Source organism: Campylobacter sp. P0109 (genome assembly GCF_002138755.1).
Classification (GTDB): domain Bacteria; phylum Campylobacterota; class Campylobacteria; order Campylobacterales; family Campylobacteraceae; genus Campylobacter; species Campylobacter devanensis.
Window position 1 is genome coordinate 61,225 of the sequence record NZ_MJKK01000003.1, and the last position, 20,884, is coordinate 82,108.

Genomic DNA, 20,884 nt, shown 5'->3' on the forward strand with positions numbered 1-20,884 from the left:
TTAGGAGATAGCAGTGTTTAACAATAAAAATATTTTGATAACTGGTGGAACTGGTAGTTTTGGTAAAAAATATACCAAAATATTGCTAGAAAATTATAAACCAAACAAAATAATAATCTACTCACGAGATGAATTAAAACAATATGAAATGGCACAGGAGTTTTCAAGCTCATCAATGCGATATTTTATCGGTGACGTGCGTGATGAAAATAGACTAAACACTGCTATGAATGGTGTAGATTTTGTCATCCATGCTGCTGCGATGAAGCATGTACCAATCGCAGAATATAATCCAATGGAGTGTATTAAAACCAATATTCATGGCGCTCAAAATGTAATTAATGCTAGTTTAAAAAATAGAGTAGAAAAGGTAATTGCTCTAAGTACTGATAAAGCGTGCAATCCTGTAAATTTATACGGTGCTACTAAACTTGCAAGTGATAAACTCTTTATAGCAGCCAATAATATCGCAGGCACAAGCCCAACTAGGTTTAGTGTCGTCAGATATGGTAATGTTGTAGGCTCAAGAGGTTCGGTAGTTCCACTATTTAAGCGCCTAATCGCAAATGGCGCAAAAGAACTACCAATCACAGATGAGAGAATGACTAGATTTTGGATTACACTTGAAGATGGGGTTAAATTTGTTCTTAAAAACTTTGCTAGAATGCAAGGTGGTGAGCTATTTATCCCTAAGATTCCATCTATGAAAATTATTGATTTGGCTGCAACTCTAGCGCCAAATTTACCTATTAAAATAATTGGAATTCGTCCAGGCGAAAAACTTCATGAAATAATGATAAGTGCTGATGATACTATGCACAGCTTGGAATTTGATGATCATTATGTAATTGGGCCATCTATTAAATTTTATGATAAACAGGCTAATTTTGCTATTAATAGGCTTGGAGAAAAAGGTCGTGCCGTAAGTAACAATTTTGAATACCGTTCAGATAATAATACTCAGTGGCTCGATAAAGCTTGGCTAGAGACAATGATGAAGAGGATTTAATCACCCTCTTTTATAAAACTCCACTACAAAAAATACCACAGTAGCTACTGCGATAATTGCTGCTCCGCTAGTAAGATCAAAATAGTAGCTAAGTATCAACCCACAAAATATAAATATAGCTGATAAAATCGCAGATAAAACCATCATTATGGCCAAATTTGGACTAAATTTCTCAGCAATATATGGTGGAATACTAAGCAAAGCAATCACCAAAATAAGCCCCACAACCCTAATAGTGCTAACTACACAAAGAGCAATAAGAGCACTCATCAAATAGTATAAAAAGTTAACATTTACTCCACGAAGCTTAGCAAACTCACTATCAAAGCAAAAAGCACAAATTTGAGTGTAAAAAAGCAAAGCAAAAGCTATAAAAATAGCATCCAAAATACCCATAAATATCAGATCTTCTGTGCTTACAGCTAAAATCGAACCAAATAGATAGCTCATCAAATCAGCATTATATCCTGGGCTAAGATCAACAAAAATAATCCCAACAGCCATTCCAAACGCCCAGATAGCACCAATTACGCTATCTATTCGATCACGATTTTGTCCACTAATAAATGCGATAAGTAGCCCAATTGCTACTGCAAACCCAGCCGCTCCAAGAAGTGGAGATGCGCCTAAAAAAAAGGCTATTCCAATCCCGCCATACGCCCCATGTGCAACACCACCAGCGATAAATGTCATCTTATTTATCACAATAAGTGAACCAATCACACCGCACGCTATACTAACTAAAATCCCAGCAATTAAAGCATTTTGCATAAAGCTAAAGCTTAAAATCTCCACTACTACTCCTTATGTGAAGCACAACCACAACTATTAAGCGCTAGTTCAACATCGCAAAAATGTGTATGACTCTTACTAAGATGATTTATAAACTCTCTATTATCCAAATTTGAAATATCATGAAGCACTACGCTACCACTATTTACATAGGCGACTTTAGTAGCAAAATTCATAGCCATATTTATATCATGACTTATGGCAATTACTCCTACATTTGATTGGTTTATCTCTTTTAATACAGAATAAATTTGAGCTTGGCCTTGCGTATCGATACTAGCCGTTGGCTCATCTAGCATTAAGATCCTAGCCCCACTTACTAATGCCCTAGCAATATAAACTCTTTGTCTTTGACCGCCACTAAGTGCGCCAATTCCCCTGGTGCTAAAATCTTGCATACCTACCATCTTAAGAGCTTGCATAGCCATATTTTTATCTGCTTTTGAATAGAACTTAAATAGCCCACTACGCAGTCTTCCCATCAGTACAACTTCTAAAACACTCATTGGAAAGGTTTTATTAACTGGAATATACTGCGGAACATAGCCAATTAGTTCTTTTGCTAATTTTGGCGGCTTAGAATCTATACTAATTTTACCAGATTGTGGCTCTAATATTCCAAGCATTAGCTTTAAAAGTGTACTTTTGCCTCCGCCATTTGGTCCAATAATTGCTAAAAAATCTCTACTATGGTAGCTAAAATTTAAATTTTTAAAAATATTACCATCATCATAGCCAAAGCTTAAATTTGTAATCTCAATATTCATAGCGAACTTTTAAAAATATCAGCAATTGTATACATATTTTCAAGCCAATTTTTTGATAAATGATTGATTTCTATTAACTTTGCGCCAGTTTGTTCTGCGATTAATTTAGCTGATTTTTGACTAAACTCAGGCGAGATGAAAATCACCTTGATATTTTCACTCTTTGCCATTTTAATAAGCTTTGCAAGGGCAGCAGGCTTTGGCTCTTTGCCACCTGATTCTATAGCGATTTGAGTTAGATTATAACGCTTAGCAAAATATCCCCAAGATGGATGAAAAACCATAAATTTTCTATTTTTTAAATCTTTTAAACTATCTTTTATATAACTATCTAATTTATCAATTTCTTGATTAAATTTATCCAAATTTTGGCTATAGAGTTCGCTATTTTGTGGATATTTTTGACTTAAAGCATTAGCAATTATTTTAGATTGTTCCTTTACCATTATAGGGTCAAGCCAAATATGAGTATCAAATTCATGCTTATGTTCTTCATGCTTATGATCGCCATGTTCTTGGTGATCATCATGAGTGATTTTATCATATTTTGGTGTTTTGCCTTGAGTTTTTATAACTTTTAAATTTGGAAATGTCTTGCTAAATTTAGGCAACCAAACATCCTCATATTCTATTCCAACTGCAAAGAAAAGATCGCTATTTTCAAGCTTTTTCATATCGCTAGCTCGAGGCTCAAACGAGTGTGGATCGGCAAATTCTTGAACAATCGTATTAACCTCAACACTACTAGCACCAATTTGTTCAACAAAAAACGCCGTTGGCAAAATACTTGCACTCACTACCGGCCTAGCCCAAATCACTCCAACCAAAAATGCCAAAATCAAGCTAAATCTAACCATATTTTCTCCATAAAATTAAGTGTAAAATTATATCTGATTTGACTTAAATTTATTTAAAGCAAAAATTGATAAAATTTAGCAAACAATCCTAAGGTAGTTATATGCGTGAAATTTGGAATAAAAAGTCCAAAACATATCCTAAATTTAGCCCTATTATGCGTCCATTTGAGGCGGAATTTTTCGCTTTTTTGGATGAGTGCGGGGTTAGCTTTGCTGATAAAAGCGTAATTGATATAGGTGCTGGAACTGGTGTATATAGCTTACATTTAGCCAAAATGAGCAAGAGCGTTTTAGCCTTAGATATCAGTGATTCTATGCTTGAGATTTTAAGCTTAAGCGCCAAAGAACACAATATAACCAACATACAAACCACAAATAACCAAATACACGATATCAAAAATCGTAAATTTGATATAGCATTTTTGACTATGTCGCCCGCACTTAGGAGCGATGATGATTTTGAGATATTTTATAACCTTGCTAATACGCATATATATATGAATTGGCTCAAACCTAGAAAATCAAATTTGTTAGAGCTTTTTAAAAGCAATTCCAATAGATCTGATATGTCAGCACCTATAGCTAGGCTTGAAGAGTTTCTAAAAACCAAAAATATCAAGCTCAAATCCAAAATTATAAATGAGAATAGAACTGCCACAAGAAGCTTAGATGATATGGTAGAGAATTTGGCTTGGCATTTAGAGATGAGCGGCCAAAACTACACAAAAGATGAGATAAAAAACAAGATAATAAACCTAGCAAAAGGCGATGAGATCAGTGAGAGCATCGCCACTTGCGTGAAAGTTATGATATTTTGAAAGCAAATATTTTAAAAACTAATATTATAAGAATTGTATTGATATTTTTTGTCTTGGTATGCCTTTATTTTATCGTATCAACTGGGCAAATTTTATTAAAAACAGATGAGCGATTATATGATTTTGCTGAATTAAAGCGCTTAAATGAGGAATTGTATCTGCAAATTGACCTCCAAAATATCCATACGACAATTGAAAATACCGAAAATAGTATTAATGAAATCAACACTTTAATGGATAAAATCAGCTCAAATTTTATTATTACAAAACTATTTTATAATGTTGAACATGTTGAACTTTTAGACACATTAAAAAGCGGATTAAAAACCAGAAATGATATCATTAGAAATTATTATATAATCCGTCAAGATATCTCTAAAAGTCTATTTGAGCTAAACAAAGAACTACCAAATACTATAGATTTTAAACAAATGGCACAAGCCTATGCTTTGTTAATCAACTCAAGATTTATATCTGATTTTAATAGAGATGAGTTTGATAGGTATCTAACCAAGCTAATTAACGAGCCAAGGGAGCAGTTTGATTATGAATTTTTAATCAAAATTCAGCATGTAAATGATAACTTAATCACTATTCCAAACCTTAAAATCCAAAACAAAGCACTAAAAATTGAAAGCAAAATTGACCAACTCCTAAACCACTCAATAGAGCATTTTAACTCTGCTTTATATGCGCTTATTACATGTTCAGTATTTTTACTAGTTGTAGCATTTTTAGCTTTGACTAAAAATGGGATTTTAAGCAATCAAAATCGCAGTAATAAAGCTAAGCTAAAGCAGCTTGCCTATCTTATTGATAGCAACCCAAATCAAATAATAATCTTAGACAAATTTGGAAGAATATCAAGTGTAAATAATTCATTTATAAATTCAAGCAGTTTTAGCCCAGAAGATATTATAAATCAAGAGCTAAGTGCATTAAATATGAATATGCAAGGAACTGATATATTTGATGAAATTTGCCAAAGCAAAGATGTTAAAACATATAACGAATTTGTGAGCAAATCAAAAGATGGAATTCTTATCTACGAAAATATAGTTGCGATACCAATGTTAGATGAATTTAACGATATTAGTGGAGCTATAATCCTAAAACGTGATATCACAAAAGAGAGATTAACTAGTAAGGAATTAAACTTTAAAAACGCTCAACTACAAGAGAGTTCAAATATTGATAATCTCACAGGATTAAGAAATTTAACCTCACTCAATGATGCTATCAAAGCCAACCAAAATGGCACACTAATTTATCTAATGATTACAGATTTTGTAAATTTAAGATTTTTTTACCGCTCAGATTTAATTGATTTAATATTTGTAGCAATTGCCAACTCTATCAAACTAGCTATTAGCACTTATAAAATCGACGCTATGGCATATAGAATGCAACTTGATGAGTTTTGTATCTGGTATAAAGGCGATAATATCAAAAAAGATATAAAATATCTTTTAGAATATTTCAAATCCAAAAATATCACCATTCAGACTGAGGGCGGATTTGAGATTTTACCAAATATTTCTATTACCATTGGTATTAGCTCAAATGAAGATAAGCCAAATTTAAATAGACTAACTCAAGCTATTTTAGCTGCTCAAGATGCTAAGGATAAAGATTTAAGTTTTAGCTTTTATAATCACGATAACCCAATAGAGAAAAACTATCAAAAAAACGCCACCATTACACGACTAATTCAATACGCCTTAAATGAAAATAGAGTAATTGTCGAGTGTCAAGGAATATTTGATATTAGAGAAAATAAACCAAAAATTAGCTCATATGAGATTTTAATTCGTATTTTAGATCAACAAAATCAAATTCACTATCCAAATGAGTTTTTAAGTGTGGCCAAGCTAACATCGTTATATCTAGCACTTACCAAGCAAGTTATCAATCGTGCTTTTGAACTTTTAGAACGTTTTGGGGATAAAAAGAGATTTTCTATCAACCTCTCAAGTGTAGATATGATGAATGAACCAGTTAAAAATTTATTTATTCAAAAGCTAGATAGCTGTTCTAATCCACAAAATCTTACCATTGAGATTTTAGAGAGTGAAGGGGTTGATGATTATGATGCTATAAACCCAATTATTCAAGAGATTAAAAATTATGGCTGTAGGCTTAGTCTTGATGACTTTGGTAGTGGGTATTCTAACTACTATAGAATGCTTGAATTAAATATAGATTATATCAAAATAGATGGTTCTATCATATCTAAACTACCATTTGATAAGAATGCTCAAAGCGTGGTAATGACGATTGTAGATTTTGCTAAGCGTCAAGGATATGAAACCGTGGCTGAGTTTGTCTCTACTCCACAAATTTTAGAGATTGTCAAAAATCTAGGCATAGACTATGCACAAGGCTATCTATTAGCTAGGCCGGTATTGCCAAATAATATAGAATAATAGGAGTAAATTTGCATCACAATATAATAAACGGCGCAGTTAAATTCATGGAAGAAAACTTCATAGAGCACAAAGAGCTATTTGAACATCTAAGCAAAAAACAAGCGCCACACACGCTATTTATCGGTTGTTCTGATTCTAGAGTTGTCCCAAATTTGATTACCAATACCTTGCCCGGTGAGCTATTTGTCGTGCGAAATATCGCAAATATAGTCCCGCATTATAGATTAGTAGATGAATTTTTAGCTACAACGGCTGCTATTGAGTATGCGATACATACTCTAGGGATTAAAAATATCATAGTTTGCGGACATAGCAACTGCGGTGGCTGTGAGGCACTATATCAAAGCGATGATAAGCTAGCCAATACACCAATTGTCAAAAAGTGGCTTATGATAATTGAAAATATCAAAACTGAAGTTTTAAAAGACAAGAATATAACACCAGCCAAAAGAGCTTGGGTAACTGAAAGGCTAAATATCATTAACTCACTTCAAAATATCATGACCTTCCCAGGCGTGATAGACAAACTCAAAGCCAAAGAGCTAAAACTATATGGTTGGCACTACATTATAGAAACAGGAGAATTATACAACTATGATGACACTACAAAAAGCTTTAAATTATTAGAAAAGAGCATCAACTATGAAGAAATTTACTCTCAAATTTTTACTGATTTTTAATCTATTTTGTAATATCTTATTATCAAATGAGCTAATTAGCGTAAGTGATAAAATCATATCGCTAAATTCTCAATTAACCATAATAAAAGAGCAAAATGCTAGCATTAATGATGAGATATCCATTCTACAAAAAGAAAAAGATAGCCTTATCAAGAGCCTACCAGCACTCATAACTAGCAGTAGTGACTTCAATCAAACACAGATAAACTCATACATAAAAGTACTAAATAAAGAGCTTGCAAAATATAAGCCTAGCTCTAATCACTATATCAAAACTCAAATAAATTTAGCATCTATAAATTTAGACAAAATTTACTACCTAACTCTATCTCAAATTTCAATAGCCTTCAAAGACTACGACCAAACTCCAGATGAAGCCTTGATAGATGCTATAACTCAAATTCAAATCTCAAACTACCAAGAGATAAAAGCCCTAAGCCAAGACCAAACTCAAATTTATAAAGATGATATAGACGCCTTAGAGCTAAAAAGGCAAACTTATAGCGAAATTCTCAACTATTTAAAGGATAATTCTGAACTATTTGATAGTAATTTTGTGTTAACTAGCCTAAATTTACAAAGCGTAATTGACAAGATAAACTCATCTCTAAACCTCAACTCAAATTCTATAAATATCGGCAAAATAGCGATTATAATCTTAGTTTGTATATTTTTTATCTTAATACCAAGACTAACCTCACTTTTGCTTTATAGGATATTTATCACCATCTTATCACGCTATCAAAATACACAAAATCAATTTAAAGAGCAGTTTGTAGCTGCTATCAGGCTACCGGTATTTACATTTTTTATTATTTATGCTTTAAATTTATCTTTGATAATTGCCTATTATCCTTCCACCATAAATATAGAGATAAAAAACTACTTCGATATCGCTTATAGCGTGGTTATAGCGTGGTTTGTGATAGGTGCCCTTGATGGATATGGCATAATGCTATTATCCAAAATCGCCCAAAAATCAGGCCGAAAAGAGGTGATAAATCTCATAATCAAAGTGCTATATTTCATCGTTATTCTCATTACAATTTTGGTAATTTTAAGCAAAATTGGCTTTGATATCAGCACCATTATCGCCTCCCTTGGTATCGGCGGATTAGCCGTAGCATTAGCAACAAAGGATATTATAGCCAACTTTTTTGCTTCGATTTTACTGCTTTTTGATAGCTCATTTAGTCAAGGCGATTGGATAGTTTGCGCTGGGATAGAAGGAACTGTAGTAGAAGTCGGACTTAGAAAAACCACTATTAGGACTTTTGATAATGCCTTGGTATTTGTACCAAATTCAAAAATTATGAGCGAAAGTATCAAAAACTGGAATCGCCGCAAAGTCGGTCGTCAAATCAAAATGCAAGTCGGCCTAAGCTACACTACAAGCAAAGAGAGTATTCAAAACTGCATAAATGATATAAAACAGATGCTTTTAAATCACCCTGGCATCGCTAAAAGCGGTATAGATAGTGCCCTAAATAGCAATGACGCACGGATAAAATATCGCCAAAGTATGGTTTCAGTCGATGACCTAGATGGATATAAGAGCAATCTTTTTGTAGTGCTTGATGAGTTTGGCGATAACTCTATAAATATCTTGATATATTGCTTTAGCAAAAGCGTGATTTGGGGCGAGTATTTAGCTACCAAAGAGGATGTAATGCTAAAAATAATGGAGATAGTAGAGCGATATGATGATGCGAGTTTCGCTTTCCCTAGCAGAAGTCTATATATAGAATCCATCCCAAAAATTCAAATTTATAAAGGAGAAAAAAGTGTCTAAAATATATGATGATGACTTAGATGAAGATCTAGATTATGATGAGTATGATGACTACGATGATGGCTACAAAGATAGCCATCATAGCTACAACTATGATGAAAACGACTATTCATATGATAATGAGGAGGAAGAAGATAGCTATGATATGGAGTAAATATAGTTAAATTTGTTAGTTCTAACTGCTGCTTTTATCTCTTGTAATATTAGTAAAACTTATTTTCTTTAGTGGCAATTTGCTATCACTAAAGAAAATAATAAAACTATTTTATCAATTTTGAAATAGCCTTAAAGCTTGAGTGTTCAGCACTTTTGAGTAATTCAAATGCCACCATTTCAAGTGGTTTTACACTTATATTTTTTAAATTTGCATATGCAAGGGATTTATTTTTTGGATCTCTAGAACTAATACACTCATCAATTAGCGTAACATTATGGCCATTTTTTATTAAATCCAAAGCTGTTTGATATACACAAATATGTGCTTCAATGCCAATTATATAGATATTATTTACCATTGTTAATTGATCTTTTATAGCATTATAAGCGCTAAATTCCATCTTTTGAAATTTTTCATCTATAAAACAATCTAAACTATCTATAGTATTTCCAAGTCCTTTTGGATATTGCTCAGTTGCAATGATTTTTATTCCAAGCTCTTTAGCAATTTGTAAAAACTTTAACGAATTTGCTACTAACTCTTCTGCATCACTCATCGCTGGAGTTAATCTCTCTTGAATATCTACAACCAAAACTAAACTCATAAAATTCTCCTACAAATCAATATCAATCCCAACTGGAGCGTGATCACTACCCTCGATATCACTTAATATAAAAGCATCTTTTAATCTATCTTTTAACCCTTGCGAGACAAAAAAATAATCAATCCTCCAGCCGACATTTTTAGCCCGTGCGTTAAACCTATAACTCCACCACGAATACGCACTCTCTATATCGCCACGAATATATCTAAAAGTATCGATAAAGCCAGCCTCGATCACCCTATCAATCCACGCTCTCTCAACTGGTAAAAATCCACTAGTTTTAGCATTTGCCTTTGGGTTTTTAAGGTCTATTTCACGATGAGCAGTATTAACATCACCGCAAAATATCACCCCTTTACCATCACTAACCAAAGCATTGATATAAACTAGAAATTTATCATAAAAATCCATCTTATACCCTAGTCTCTCATCACCTTGCTGACCATTTGGGAAATATATATTAAAAAGATGGATATTATCAAATATATGCTCCAAAACTCTACCCTCATCATCATCAAAAAACTGCGATTTTAGATTTTGTGTTTTTAAATTTGATAAGCTCATCACACCCGAATACCCCGCTCTTTTAGCTGAATTTACAGATATATTCTCAAATCCTAGATTATAAATTTCGGCTGGTATCTTATCCTCGCTTGCCTTTATCTCCTGTAAAGCCAAAAAATCTGGCCTATACTCACCAAGCCACGAAAATCCATCTTTATTTACAACAGCCCTAAGCCCATTGACATTCCACGAAATCAATCTCAAATTTAATCCTTTTTTAATCTCATTATAATTCAAATTTTAAAATATTTTTTAAAATTTACAATCATTAACCATATTTTTATCATTAAATTACTAATTAACTATATAATCTATCTTTTTTAATTTAATTCAAAGGAAATTATATTGAGCTCAAACAAATTTATTCTATATTTTGCCCTATTTATCACAGCATTAAATTATAAATTTTTTGCCTTTGGGTTTGAAAATTTAAATTTCTCTGAAAATATCTCTACTTTATTAACCTTACCGATACTATTTTACTCGTTAATAGTATTTGTATTTGGCTTAATATTTTTGCCCTATATCACAAAGGCTTTAGCAATATTTGTAACCATCGTTGGCGTTGTTGGGGCCTATTTTATGAATGCCTACTCGGTAATCATCGATAGTGAAATGATAAGAAATGCCCTTCAAACAGACGCCAAAGAGGTTCAAGATCTATTAAATTTAAATATGATATTTTGGATATTTTTAGCCATTGTGGCTGTATTTTTGATAATAAAAGTCAAAATAACCAAAACCAATATCTCAACAGCCTTAAAAAATCGCACCATACTCATAATCTCTTCATTAGTAGTTTTTGGCTCTCTTTTTGGTATTTTAAGCAAAGATTATATCCCATTTTTTAGAAATTACAATCAAATAAGATTTTACACAACCCCATTTTATTCACTATACTCAAGCTTCAAATATATAAAATCCCTATCACCAAAGGCCGAATTTAATCCTATTGGCCTTGATGCTAAACAGACAAAAGAGACAAAAAAGCTATTTGTCTTTGTAGCTGGTGAGACTGCTAGAGCGGCAAACTACTCACTAAATGGATATGATAAATACGATACAAATCCATACTCAATAAAAAATGGGCTTTTAAGCTTTTCTAAATTTAGCTCATGCGGGACCTCAACTGCTATAAGCTTGCCTTGTATGTTTTCAAATTTAAATAGAGATAATTTCTCCGCTGATATAGCCCAAAATAGCGGAAATTTACTAGATGTCTTAGAGACTGCTGGGATAAAAGTAAGCTGGATAGGCAATAACTCTGGATATTGCAAAGGCGTCTGCGCTCGCTTAAAAGATACCAAAAATTTTGGCGGCGATAGCTATGATGGCGTTATGCTTGATGAGATCAGGCAGAGAATTCAAAATACCAAAGAGAGTAGCTTTATAGTAATCCATCTCCAAGGTAGCCACGGACCTACATACTTCAAAAGATATCCAAAAGAATTTGCTAAATTCAGCCCGACTTGCGATACCGCTACGCTTAAAAACTGCACCTATGAAGAGATAGTAAACACCTATGATAACACAATTTTATACACAGATTATATAGTCAATCAAATAGTAGATATGCTAGAACAAAGCGATATGCAAACCGGATTATTCTATGTTAGCGACCATGGCGAGAGCCTTGGAGAAAACGGAATTTACCTTCATGGCGCCCCATATTTCTTAGCACCAGATTTTCAAACCAAAGTCCCAGCACTGCTATGGCTAAAAGATCAAAATCAGCTAGAAAGCTTAAAAATATTAAAAGATAATAGCTTTTCACATGATAATATTTTTCACACTATGCTAGGATTTTTTGCTATCCAAACAAGCGTCTATAATCCAAACTTAGATATAATGTATCAAAAAGATTAATGGAGATAAATTTGGATAATATAGCTCTATATAAAAGTGTTATTTGTATGATTTTAGGGGATAAAAAATCAGAAATTATTGAGTTTATCATAGATAATTTAGATGATGATAAGAGATCTAAATACACTATAAAAGAGCTATGCGCTACGCTAAATATCAGCAAACCAACGGCCATTGATACCATAAATTTACTAACCCAAAAAAGAGTTATAAAAAAGATCAAAAATGGCCTATACTAACTAAATATCTAAATCAAAAATATGAGATAACAAAATCTTAAATCCGATAATTATAAGGATAACCCCACCCAAAATAAGCGCCTTTTTCTCTAGCGCTTCACCTAGATACTTGCCGATATAAACTGCAACAATACAAATAGCAAAACATACTAGCCCTACAACTATTGAGCTAACTGCGATACTACCACCCTCAAAGCTAAGCGCTACACCAACAGCCAATGCGTCTATACTAGTGGCGATCGCCCCAATTATTAAAAGTTTTAAACTCAAATCAATACTACACTCTAGATTCTCTTCTTCTCTAGAATCTTTTATCATCTTAGCGCCCAAAACAAATAATATAAAAAATGCTATATAATGATCAATGGCTTCGACATATTTAATAAATTCAAGCCCTAAAAAGTAACCAATAAGCAACATAAGAGCTTGAAAAAATCCATAAATAAAGGCAATTTTGCTAATTTTAAATAAATTTAATTTTCCACATCTTGCGCCATTGGCTATGCTTAATGCTGCACTATCCATCGATAGTGCCACAGCCAAAAGCAGCAACTCCATCACAAGCCAGCACTCGCTATTGCATTTGCTTGATAATCAGCTATCAATGGATCGATAATCTCATCAAATAACCCGCCCGCCATAATCGCATCAAGTCTATATAGAGTCAAATTTATCCTATGATCACTAATCCTATTTTGTGGATAGTTGTATGTACGAATTCTACCACTTCTATCGCCTGTTCCGACTTGATCTTTTCTCTCTTGACTTTGGGCTGCTAGACGCTCTTTTTCTTGCATCTCATACAATCTAGCTTTTAAAACCTTCATTGCGGCTTCTTTGTTTTTATGCTGACTTTTGCCATCTTGGTTGACTACTACTAGACCAGTTGGTTTATGCGTGATTCTTACAGCCGAGTCAGTAGTATTTACGCTTTGACCACCATGACCGCTACTGCGCATTACATCGATTTTAAGATCATTTTCATTGATAATAATCTCGCTATCTTGCACTTCTGGCATTACTGCTACTGTGATAGCAGATGTATGTACCCTACCTTGTGACTCAGTTTCAGGTACACGCTGAACCCTATGGGTACCGCCTTCAAATTTAAGTCTTGAATATGCACCATCACCTTTTATTAGCAAAATAATCTCTTTAAATCCGCCAGCACTTCCCTCGCTAGAACTAACAATTTCGAATTTATATCCTCTTTGCTCTGTATAGCGCATATATGCATTTGCCAAATCACCAACAAATAATGCTGCTTCATCTCCGCCAGTACCTGCTCTAAGCTCTAAAAATATATTTTTATCATCGTTTGGATCTTTTGGGATAAGTAGAATTCTAATCTCATTTTCTAATCTCTCAAGCGCTGGCTCAAGCGTTTTAAGCTCATCTTTAGCCAACTCACCCAACTCAGGATCACCTAATAATTCACGATTCTCTTCGATACTTGATAAGATACTAAGATACCTATCACTAGCTTCTTTAATCGGTTCTAAATTTCGCTGTTCTTTGGAAAGTTCAGTCATACGGGATATATCACTAATGACTGATGGATCGCTTAGCAAGCTCTCAATCTCGCTAAAACGATCTATGAATGGTTGTAATTTTTGTGCGAGCATAAACTAGCTTACGCAGCTAATGTATTTACTAATTTTGCTAAGCGGCTAACTCTTCTAGAAGCTGTCTCTTTTTTCAAGAAACCTTTGCTTACAAAGCTATGGAAGCTTTTATTTACATCTTTTAATGCTGATAATGCTGCTTCTTTATCGTTGTTAGCTACTGCAACTCTTACCGCTTTTGTTAAATTTTTAAGTCTTGTACGGTAGAATCTATTTCTCTCTGTTCTTTTAATGGTTTGTCTTGCTCTTTTTTCAGCAGATTTATGATTTGCCATAACTTACCTTTTTCATAATTTTAGCTCGGAATTATACCAAAATATTATTAATTAAAACTGAATTTAAGTATCTTTTAATATAGTAAAATAGCCAACTCTAGCACTATTTTTGTTAGTTTAACATTTTTAGCTAAAATGCGATTAAATTTACAAATTTATGAGGATGATATGAAGCTATTTGGAACTGATGGAGTAAGAGGATTAGCAGGTAAAAAGCTCGATGCAATGACTGCTATGCGCCTAGCGATGGCTGCTGGAATTTACTTTAGAGCGCACTCTAAAACTAATAAAATTCTAGTAGGAAAAGATACAAGAAAAAGTGGCTATATGATAGAAACTGCTATAGTAGCAGGACTTACAGCAGTTGGCTATGATGTAGTGCAAATTGGCCCAATGCCAACTCCTGCTATTGCATTTTTAACTGAAGATATGCGTTGTGATGCTGGAATTATGATAAGTGCGAGTCACAATCCATTTTTTGATAATGGAATTAAATTTTTTGATGGGAGTGGCAATAAACTAGCTGAAGCCGATGAAAGAGAGATTGAAGAAATTTACTTTAATCTAGATTTAATCCAACACAATCAAAAAACTGGCCTAGATATCGGAAGCGCCAAAAGAATAGACGATGTAATAGGTCGCTATATCGTACATATTAAAAACTCCTTTCCAAAAGAGCTAACCTTAAAAGGGTTAAGAGTTGTCCTAGATGTAGCAAATGGTGCAGCCTATAAAGTTGCTCCGACAGTATTTAGCGAATTAGGCGCTGAAATAATAGTTTTAAATGATGAACCAAATGGTTCAAATATTAATGAAAATTGCGGCGCTTTGCATCCTGAGAGTCTTGCTACTGAGGTTAAAAGACTTAGAGCTGATATAGGATTTGCATTTGATGGAGATGCTGATAGGCTAGTTGTAGTAGATGAAAAAGGTACAGTAGTCGATGGTGATGCGCTTCTTGGGGTATTGGCTAGCTATTTAGATGATAACAATATGCTAAGCAAAAAAGCAATAGTAACAACTGTGATGAGCAATGCTGCTTTAGATGATTACTTAAGCAAACACAAAATTGCCCTAAAACGCTCAAATGTTGGCGATAAATATGTCTTAGAGATGATGAAAGAACATGGGATAAACTTTGGAGGCGAACAAAGCGGCCATATCATATTTAGCGACTTTTCTAAAACCGGAGATGGATTAGTCTCAGCACTTCAAGTTAGTGCATGCTTATTAAAAAGTGGTAAAAAAGCTAGTGAAATATTTGGAAAAATCAAACCATATCCACAAAAATTAACAAATTTAAAAATAGTACAAAAACGCCCACTTGATCAAATCAGCGGAATAAAAGAGCTTGAATCCGAACTAGAAAAACTCCATATTAGATCACTATTTCGCTACTCTGGTACAGAGAACTTAATTAGACTACTCTTAGAGGGCAAGGATGAAAATCTAGTCGCTCAAAAGATGGAAGAGGTAGAAAAATTCTTTTTAAAAGCATTAAATGAATAAGGTATTTTTACAATTTTTAGGCTATTTTGCTATCATTTTTGCAACTGACCAGCTAATCAAATGGCTATTTTTACAAGGCTTTAGATGGCAAAGCGATTTTATTGATCTAGTGCTAGTTTACAATAAAGGCGTTGCATTTTCAATGTTAGCGTTTTTAGAAGGAAATTTAAAATATCTTCAGATTGCATTAATCGCACTTTTAGCTATTTATTTAATTAAACAAAAAGAGCTTTTAAAGTCGCACACAGCGGCTTTTGGTTTGATTTTAGGCAGTGGATGTTCTAATATTTTTGATAGATTCATACATCCAGGCGTAGTCGATTATATATTTTGGCATAAGTGGTTTGAGTTTGCTGTGTTTAACTTTGCTGATATAATGATAAATTTAGGCGTAGCTATAATCTTGCTACAAACCTTAATCCAAAAAAAGGCAAAATAATGGGACGAAATATCTACATAGCCTATCTGTTATGGTTTTTTCTATCAGCTTTTAGCGCTCATAGAATTTACTGCGGAAAGTTTTTAAGCGGAGTTATGCAGTTAACACTATTTTGGATTGGAAGTGCTACGACAATATTTTTAATTGGCTATATATTTTTAGGATTTTGGCTAATATGGTGGCTAATTGATGCTTTTTTGCTTCATAGCTGGGTGGTAAAAATAAACGAGATAAACGCATTGCAGCATAGTATTAGTGATATTAAAAATTTAGAAAATATAGAAAAACTTTACGAGCTTTACAAAAGTGGTGCTATAAATTACGAAGAGTATCTAAGGCAAAAAGATATAATTTTAAAAAATATTTAAATTCATTTATAAATCATATGCTAAACTTGCAAAAAATTTAAGGAGAAAATATGGAATTTCAAACCTATTTATGGTTAAAATGGTTGCACTATGCTGCTTTTATATCGTGGATGGCGATGCTTTTTTATCTGCCTAGACTATTTGTCTATCATGCTGAACATATCGCAAATAACGGCTTTTGTGATGTTGTAAAAATTCAAGAATCCAAACTATTTCATGGAATTGGATGGATTGCGATGATTATTACGATAGCTTCAGGATTATTTATTTTAATTGGCGCTAAACCTGAACTAATGAAGCAAGGATATTTTCATATGAAATTACTTTGTGTAGTAATTTTAGTGATTTATCATTTTAGTTTAGGATATTTTATGAAACAATTTAAAGAAAATCGCTGCACAAAAAGTGGTAAATTCTTTAGAATGTATAATGAAGTCCCTACAATTATAATGTTTGTTATCCTATATGCTATGCTTGTAAAGGCAAATTTGGTATAAATTTTAAATTCAAGCCCAAAAATTTATTCAAATTTAAGGCTTGAATTTGTATAATTCTATTCTTTTTAGCCAAAAAGGTTCTATAGCTCAGTTGGTAGAGCATCACCTTGACATGGTGGGGGTCACAGGTTCAAGTCCTGTTAGAGCCACCATAATCCTTTGTGCCTCGGTAGCTCAGCTGGTTAGAGCGCTGGTCTCATAAGCCGGAGGTCGGGAGTTCAAGTCTCCCCCTAGGCACCAATATCACTCTTTAACACTTTTTTAAATATTTTAAACACACTTTAAACCATATTTAACTAGCTTTTAAGTTTTTGCTATCGCCTTATTTCAATTATTTTAATTTAATGCTAACGAAGTAAAGCAATCTTATATTTATTGGCTTTATCGCAAATTTGCTGTGAGCAATATAACTGTATATAAAAAGGTGTAAATAAATTTTTAATAATTATAGCTACAATAAAACTTAAAACTTTTTTAAAATTGTATTAAATATAAATTAAGCAAGTTTAAAGGTATAAAAAGAGATAATTTATCGCACTTAGCATTGCAAAGTAAAGCGTGAATTTATATTCAAAAAAATAAAAAATATCTATCAAAGTTTATTAAAATTAATAAGAACTATTGCAAAATAAAAACTAAAAACTCTATTGAGTTAAGTTAAATTTATAGGAAATTTAAATGACACCAGAGCAAAAATCTAGACAAAATATAGATACCTTACTTGTTAAAGCTGGGTTTATCGTACAAAATAGAGATGAGTTTGATCGCACTGCAAATCGTGGGGTTGTAGTTCGTGAGTTTGCTATGAGTGATGGTAGTTTTGCCGATTATCTTATCTTTATAGATGGCAAAGCTTGCGGCGTTATAGAAGCTAAAAAAGCTGGTCTTAGTCTAAGCGGTGTAGAAAATCAATCGCGTCATTATGCTAAAAATTTACCTACAAATGTCCGCACTCATATGGATAATGAGTTGCCATTTTTATTTGAAAGCAATGGTGTTGAGATTTATTTTACTGATTTGCGTGATAAAAAAAGCCGTTCTAGACGAATTTTTGCATTCTATCGCCCTGATTTTTAGCAAAAATTCTAAGAGAAGATACTTTAAGAAATAGAATTTCATCTATGCCGAGCCTACAAATGGCAAACCTTAGAAAGTGTCAATTTGATGCCATAAATTCGCTAGAAAACTCCCTTAAAAATTATAAACCAAGAGCCTTAATCCAAATGGCAACCGGCTCTGGCAAAACTTTTACAGCATGTAATTTTATCTATCGCCTTATTAAATTTGCTGGTGCAAAAAGGGTGTTATTTTTGGTAGATAGAAACAATCTTGGCAAACAAACCAAAAATGAATTTGAAAATTTTCACCTAAATGATGAAAATCGCAAATTTAGTGAAGTTTATATAACTCAACATCTTAATACAAATACCATAGATAAAGATGCAAAAGTCGTTATCACCACTATTCAGCGTATGTATTCTATGCTTAGTGGCGATGAATACTATGATGAAAAAGATGAAGAAATTTCAGCCTATGAAAACTATAAAAGCGAAAATAAGAGCGAACGAATAGTAAGCTATAATCCAAATATCCCTATTGAGAGTTTTGATTTTATCGTAGTTGATGAATGCCATAGAAGTATTTATGGCGAGTGGCGACAGGTTTTAGAGTATTTTGACGCCTTTATCATCGGACTTACTGCTACTCCATCTAAGCAGACTTTAGGATATTTTAGTGCGAATTTAGTTAGTCAATACCCGCTAGAGCGCTCTATAATAGATGGTATAAATGTTGATTGTGAAATTTTTCGCATCAAAACTCAAATCAGCGAATACGGAAACACTATCCAAAAAGGCTTTTTAGTGCCTGTAATGGACAAAAAAACTAGATTAAAATACTATGAAAGCCTAGATGAAAATTTAGAATATCAAAAAACAGACCTAGATCGCTCCGTAGTATCTATAAATCAAATTCAAACTATTTTAGAATGTTACAAGAAAGCTATTTTTACCGAGCTTTATCCAGAGCGTGAGCATAGCTTTGTACCAAAAACTCTTATATTTGCTAAAGATGATAATCACGCTGAAAATATCACTCGCATAACTAGAGAAGTTTTTGGGCAAGGTAATGATTTTTGCAAAAAAATTACATATAATATCGGTAACGCAAAACCAGAAGAGCTAATAAAAGCCTTTAAAACAGACCCGACTTTTCGCATAGCAGTTACTGTAGATATGATAGCTACAGGTACAGATATTAAGCCACTTGAAGTAGTGATTTTTATGCGTGATGTAAAGTCATCTTTGTATTACGAACAGATGAAGGGTAGAGGCGTTCGCACCATAAATCCTAATGATTTACAAACTATCACACCAAATGCTAAAAGCAAAGATAAATTCTATCTCATAGATGCCGTAGGTGTAAGCGAAAGCAAAAAAACAATTTCAGCACCACTTGAACGCAAAAAAGGTATAAGTCTAGCTAAAATCTTAGAAAATGTTGCTAATGGCGATACTAGCGATGATACGCTCTCTAGCCTTGCTGGACGCCTAGTGCGAATAGAAGCCAATATCAGCGATGATGACAAAACTCAAATTTCAAAAATACTAGATTCAAAAACACTAGGGCAACTCGCTAGCGATATTTTAGATACCTTAGATGTAGATCTTACACAAAACTTAAACAATGATGAAATCATAGCCAAAAAAGATGAAGTTTTAAAACCATTTAATAAGCCTATATTTCGTAAAATGTTACTAGATCTATCGCAAAAATCAAAACTCTATATAGATGATATTTCGCCAGATAGTGTGATAAATGCGGAATTCAATAAAAACAAAGCAAATGAAATAATCGCAAATTTTAATGATTTTATCAATGAAAATAAAGATGAGATCACGGCTCTAAGCATAATCTATAATAAAGATTATAAAAATAGAAAACTTACTTATGAGTTAATAAACGAACTAAACGACAAGCTAAAATCTAACAATCTAGATAGTTTTCAAATATGGAATTCTTACGCTTTAATCAAACCAGACAAAGTGAAAAATAACGCCAAAAGTATTGTGGGGTGTCTTACAAATATCATACAATTAGTCAAATTTGCTCTAGGTTTTGATGATGAGCTTAGGGAGTTTAGCAGCATAGCAAATTCTAGATTTGAACTATGGAAAGGTAGGCAAAAGAACAAGGGTATAATATTTAATGAAAAACAAAACGAATTTTTAGAGCTTATAAAAGAGTATATAATAAGCAATTCTTATCTTGATTTAGCAGACATACAGAGCTTTTTGAGTGATAAGGGTGGGATTTTAAAAGCTAGAACGCTTTTTGACAACTTTGAGAATTTACTAATAGAATTAAATCAAGCCTTAGTGGCGTAAAGGAAATAAATGATATATAAAATTTTCTGCATTGCGAGTGGTTTTGATTACGGGGGAATATCCCCCGATATGGTGAAGTACTACGGCGACTTCTAGCCACCTCTTTCTACCACTGGTAGTTGAGCTGGTGTAATGATAGTATAAAATCATTAATTTATACATTAATTTTAAAAATTTTATTCAATATATAGTAAAATATAAAAGTTAAAAG

General features: G+C 32.9%; 22 protein-coding genes and 2 tRNA genes. 16 read left to right on the forward strand and 8 right to left on the reverse strand.

All coding sequences use genetic code 11. The features are described from left to right. Positions 1-13: 13 nt before the first annotated feature. On the forward strand, positions 14-1,009 hold the full coding sequence (gene pseB, locus CIGNP109_RS04110; RefSeq protein ID WP_086228314.1) for a UDP-N-acetylglucosamine 4,6-dehydratase (inverting): 996 nt from the start codon (positions 14-16) through the stop codon (positions 1,007-1,009). Here pseB and CIGNP109_RS04115 read toward each other — a convergent pair whose 3' ends face one another. The 3 genes from CIGNP109_RS04115 to CIGNP109_RS04125 are packed head-to-tail and all read right to left on the reverse strand — an operon-like array spanning position 1,010 to position 3,425. Continuing rightward, on the reverse strand, positions 1,010-1,780 hold the full coding sequence (locus CIGNP109_RS04115; RefSeq protein WP_086228410.1) for a metal ABC transporter permease: 771 nt from the start codon (positions 1,778-1,780) through the stop codon (positions 1,010-1,012). It lies immediately after the preceding gene. A gap of 26 nt (positions 1,781-1,806) precedes the next feature. Further along, positions 1,807-2,568: a metal ABC transporter ATP-binding protein gene (locus CIGNP109_RS04120; RefSeq protein ID WP_086228315.1), complete on the reverse strand. Its 762-nt coding sequence runs from the start codon at positions 2,566-2,568 to the stop codon at positions 1,807-1,809. Beyond that, on the reverse strand, positions 2,565-3,425 hold the full coding sequence (locus CIGNP109_RS04125; protein ID WP_086228316.1) for a metal ABC transporter solute-binding protein, Zn/Mn family: 861 nt from the start codon (positions 3,423-3,425) through the stop codon (positions 2,565-2,567). The genes CIGNP109_RS04120 and CIGNP109_RS04125 overlap by 4 nt, the downstream gene beginning before the upstream one ends. A 101-nt stretch (positions 3,426-3,526) precedes the next feature. On the opposite strand from CIGNP109_RS04125, the gene CIGNP109_RS04130 reads away from it, so the two are divergent. From CIGNP109_RS04130 to CIGNP109_RS08415, 5 genes are read left to right on the forward strand one after another with little or no spacing between them, the layout of a single operon-like run. After that, the gene (locus tag CIGNP109_RS04130) at positions 3,527-4,243 is read left to right on the forward strand and encodes a class I SAM-dependent methyltransferase (protein ID WP_086228317.1); all 717 of its coding nucleotides are present in this window, start codon (positions 3,527-3,529) and stop codon (positions 4,241-4,243) included. A gap of 38 nt (positions 4,244-4,281) precedes the next feature. Next, positions 4,282-6,669: a sensor domain-containing phosphodiesterase gene (locus CIGNP109_RS04135; RefSeq protein ID WP_180380010.1), complete on the forward strand. Its 2,388-nt coding sequence runs from the start codon at positions 4,282-4,284 to the stop codon at positions 6,667-6,669. Positions 6,670-6,716: 47 nt separating this feature from the next. Continuing rightward, positions 6,717-7,352 (forward strand): carbonic anhydrase, encoded by a 636-nt coding sequence (locus CIGNP109_RS04140; protein ID WP_086228412.1) that lies wholly within the window; start codon positions 6,717-6,719, stop codon positions 7,350-7,352. Then, entirely contained in the window at positions 7,315-9,144 is a 1,830-nt protein-coding gene (locus CIGNP109_RS04145) for a mechanosensitive ion channel family protein (protein ID WP_086228318.1), read from the forward strand. Before CIGNP109_RS04140 ends, CIGNP109_RS04145 begins: the two co-directional genes overlap by 38 nt. Further along, positions 9,137-9,298 (forward strand): hypothetical protein, encoded by a 162-nt coding sequence (locus CIGNP109_RS08415; protein WP_180380011.1) that lies wholly within the window; start codon positions 9,137-9,139, stop codon positions 9,296-9,298. Before CIGNP109_RS04145 ends, CIGNP109_RS08415 begins: the two co-directional genes overlap by 8 nt. A gap of 106 nt (positions 9,299-9,404) precedes the next feature. Here CIGNP109_RS08415 and CIGNP109_RS04150 read toward each other — a convergent pair whose 3' ends face one another. Both CIGNP109_RS04150 and CIGNP109_RS04155 read right to left on the reverse strand, forming a co-directional pair. After that, the gene (locus CIGNP109_RS04150; RefSeq protein WP_086228319.1) at positions 9,405-9,905 is read right to left on the reverse strand and encodes an isochorismatase family protein; all 501 of its coding nucleotides are present in this window, start codon (positions 9,903-9,905) and stop codon (positions 9,405-9,407) included. Positions 9,906-9,914: 9 nt separating this feature from the next. Continuing rightward, positions 9,915-10,673, reverse strand: coding sequence for an exodeoxyribonuclease III (locus CIGNP109_RS04155; RefSeq protein WP_086228320.1), 759 nt, complete (start codon positions 10,671-10,673; stop codon positions 9,915-9,917). Positions 10,674-10,814: 141 nt separating this feature from the next. On the opposite strand from CIGNP109_RS04155, the gene CIGNP109_RS04160 reads away from it, so the two are divergent. Together CIGNP109_RS04160 and CIGNP109_RS04165 are read left to right on the forward strand one after the other, a co-directional pair. After that, on the forward strand, positions 10,815-12,335 hold the full coding sequence (locus CIGNP109_RS04160; protein ID WP_180380012.1) for a phosphoethanolamine transferase: 1,521 nt from the start codon (positions 10,815-10,817) through the stop codon (positions 12,333-12,335). An 11-nt stretch (positions 12,336-12,346) separates the two neighbouring features. After that, the gene (locus CIGNP109_RS04165; RefSeq protein ID WP_180380013.1) at positions 12,347-12,574 is read left to right on the forward strand and encodes a replication/maintenance protein RepL; all 228 of its coding nucleotides are present in this window, start codon (positions 12,347-12,349) and stop codon (positions 12,572-12,574) included. On the opposite strand, the gene CIGNP109_RS04170 is transcribed toward CIGNP109_RS04165, so the two are convergent. Genes CIGNP109_RS04170 through rpsT form a run of 3 tightly spaced genes read right to left on the reverse strand, consistent with a single transcriptional unit; the run spans position 12,575 to position 14,474 of the window. After that, complete coding sequence (locus CIGNP109_RS04170) at positions 12,575-13,132, reverse strand: manganese efflux pump MntP (RefSeq protein ID WP_086228322.1); 558 nt, start codon at positions 13,130-13,132, stop codon at positions 12,575-12,577. Continuing rightward, the gene (gene prfA / locus CIGNP109_RS04175) at positions 13,132-14,199 is read right to left on the reverse strand and encodes a peptide chain release factor 1 (RefSeq protein ID WP_086225313.1); all 1,068 of its coding nucleotides are present in this window, start codon (positions 14,197-14,199) and stop codon (positions 13,132-13,134) included. The genes CIGNP109_RS04170 and prfA overlap by 1 nt, the downstream gene beginning before the upstream one ends. 8 nt (positions 14,200-14,207) lie before the next feature. Continuing rightward, the gene (gene rpsT / locus CIGNP109_RS04180; RefSeq protein ID WP_086228323.1) at positions 14,208-14,474 is read right to left on the reverse strand and encodes a 30S ribosomal protein S20; all 267 of its coding nucleotides are present in this window, start codon (positions 14,472-14,474) and stop codon (positions 14,208-14,210) included. A gap of 168 nt (positions 14,475-14,642) precedes the next feature. Between rpsT and glmM the strand changes: the two genes are divergently transcribed. From glmM to CIGNP109_RS04215, 8 genes are all read left to right on the forward strand, one after another. Continuing rightward, positions 14,643-15,983, forward strand: a complete 1,341-nt coding sequence (glmM, locus tag CIGNP109_RS04185) for a phosphoglucosamine mutase (protein ID WP_086228324.1) — start codon at positions 14,643-14,645, stop codon at positions 15,981-15,983. After that, the gene (lspA, locus tag CIGNP109_RS04190) at positions 15,976-16,422 is read left to right on the forward strand and encodes a signal peptidase II (RefSeq protein WP_086228325.1); all 447 of its coding nucleotides are present in this window, start codon (positions 15,976-15,978) and stop codon (positions 16,420-16,422) included. Before glmM ends, lspA begins: the two co-directional genes overlap by 8 nt. Beyond that, a complete protein-coding gene (locus CIGNP109_RS04195) occupies positions 16,422-16,790 on the forward strand; it encodes an NINE protein (protein WP_086228326.1) in 369 nt (122 codons plus the stop codon). The genes lspA and CIGNP109_RS04195 overlap by 1 nt, the downstream gene beginning before the upstream one ends. 50 nt (positions 16,791-16,840) lie before the next feature. Then, on the forward strand, positions 16,841-17,287 hold the full coding sequence (locus CIGNP109_RS04200) for a CopD family protein (RefSeq protein ID WP_086225308.1): 447 nt from the start codon (positions 16,841-16,843) through the stop codon (positions 17,285-17,287). A 76-nt stretch (positions 17,288-17,363) separates the two neighbouring features. Then, positions 17,364-17,439 (forward strand) — tRNA-Val (locus CIGNP109_RS04205). A gap of 11 nt (positions 17,440-17,450) precedes the next feature. Next, positions 17,451-17,527: transfer RNA gene (locus CIGNP109_RS04210), tRNA-Met, on the forward strand. Between the two features lie 438 nt (positions 17,528-17,965). Further along, positions 17,966-18,364, forward strand: a complete 399-nt coding sequence (locus CIGNP109_RS08525; protein WP_201789953.1) for a type I restriction endonuclease — start codon at positions 17,966-17,968, stop codon at positions 18,362-18,364. Positions 18,365-18,423: 59 nt separating this feature from the next. Beyond that, positions 18,424-20,673, forward strand: a complete 2,250-nt coding sequence (locus tag CIGNP109_RS04215) for a type I restriction endonuclease subunit R (protein WP_201789954.1) — start codon at positions 18,424-18,426, stop codon at positions 20,671-20,673. Positions 20,674-20,884 lie beyond the last annotated feature (211 nt).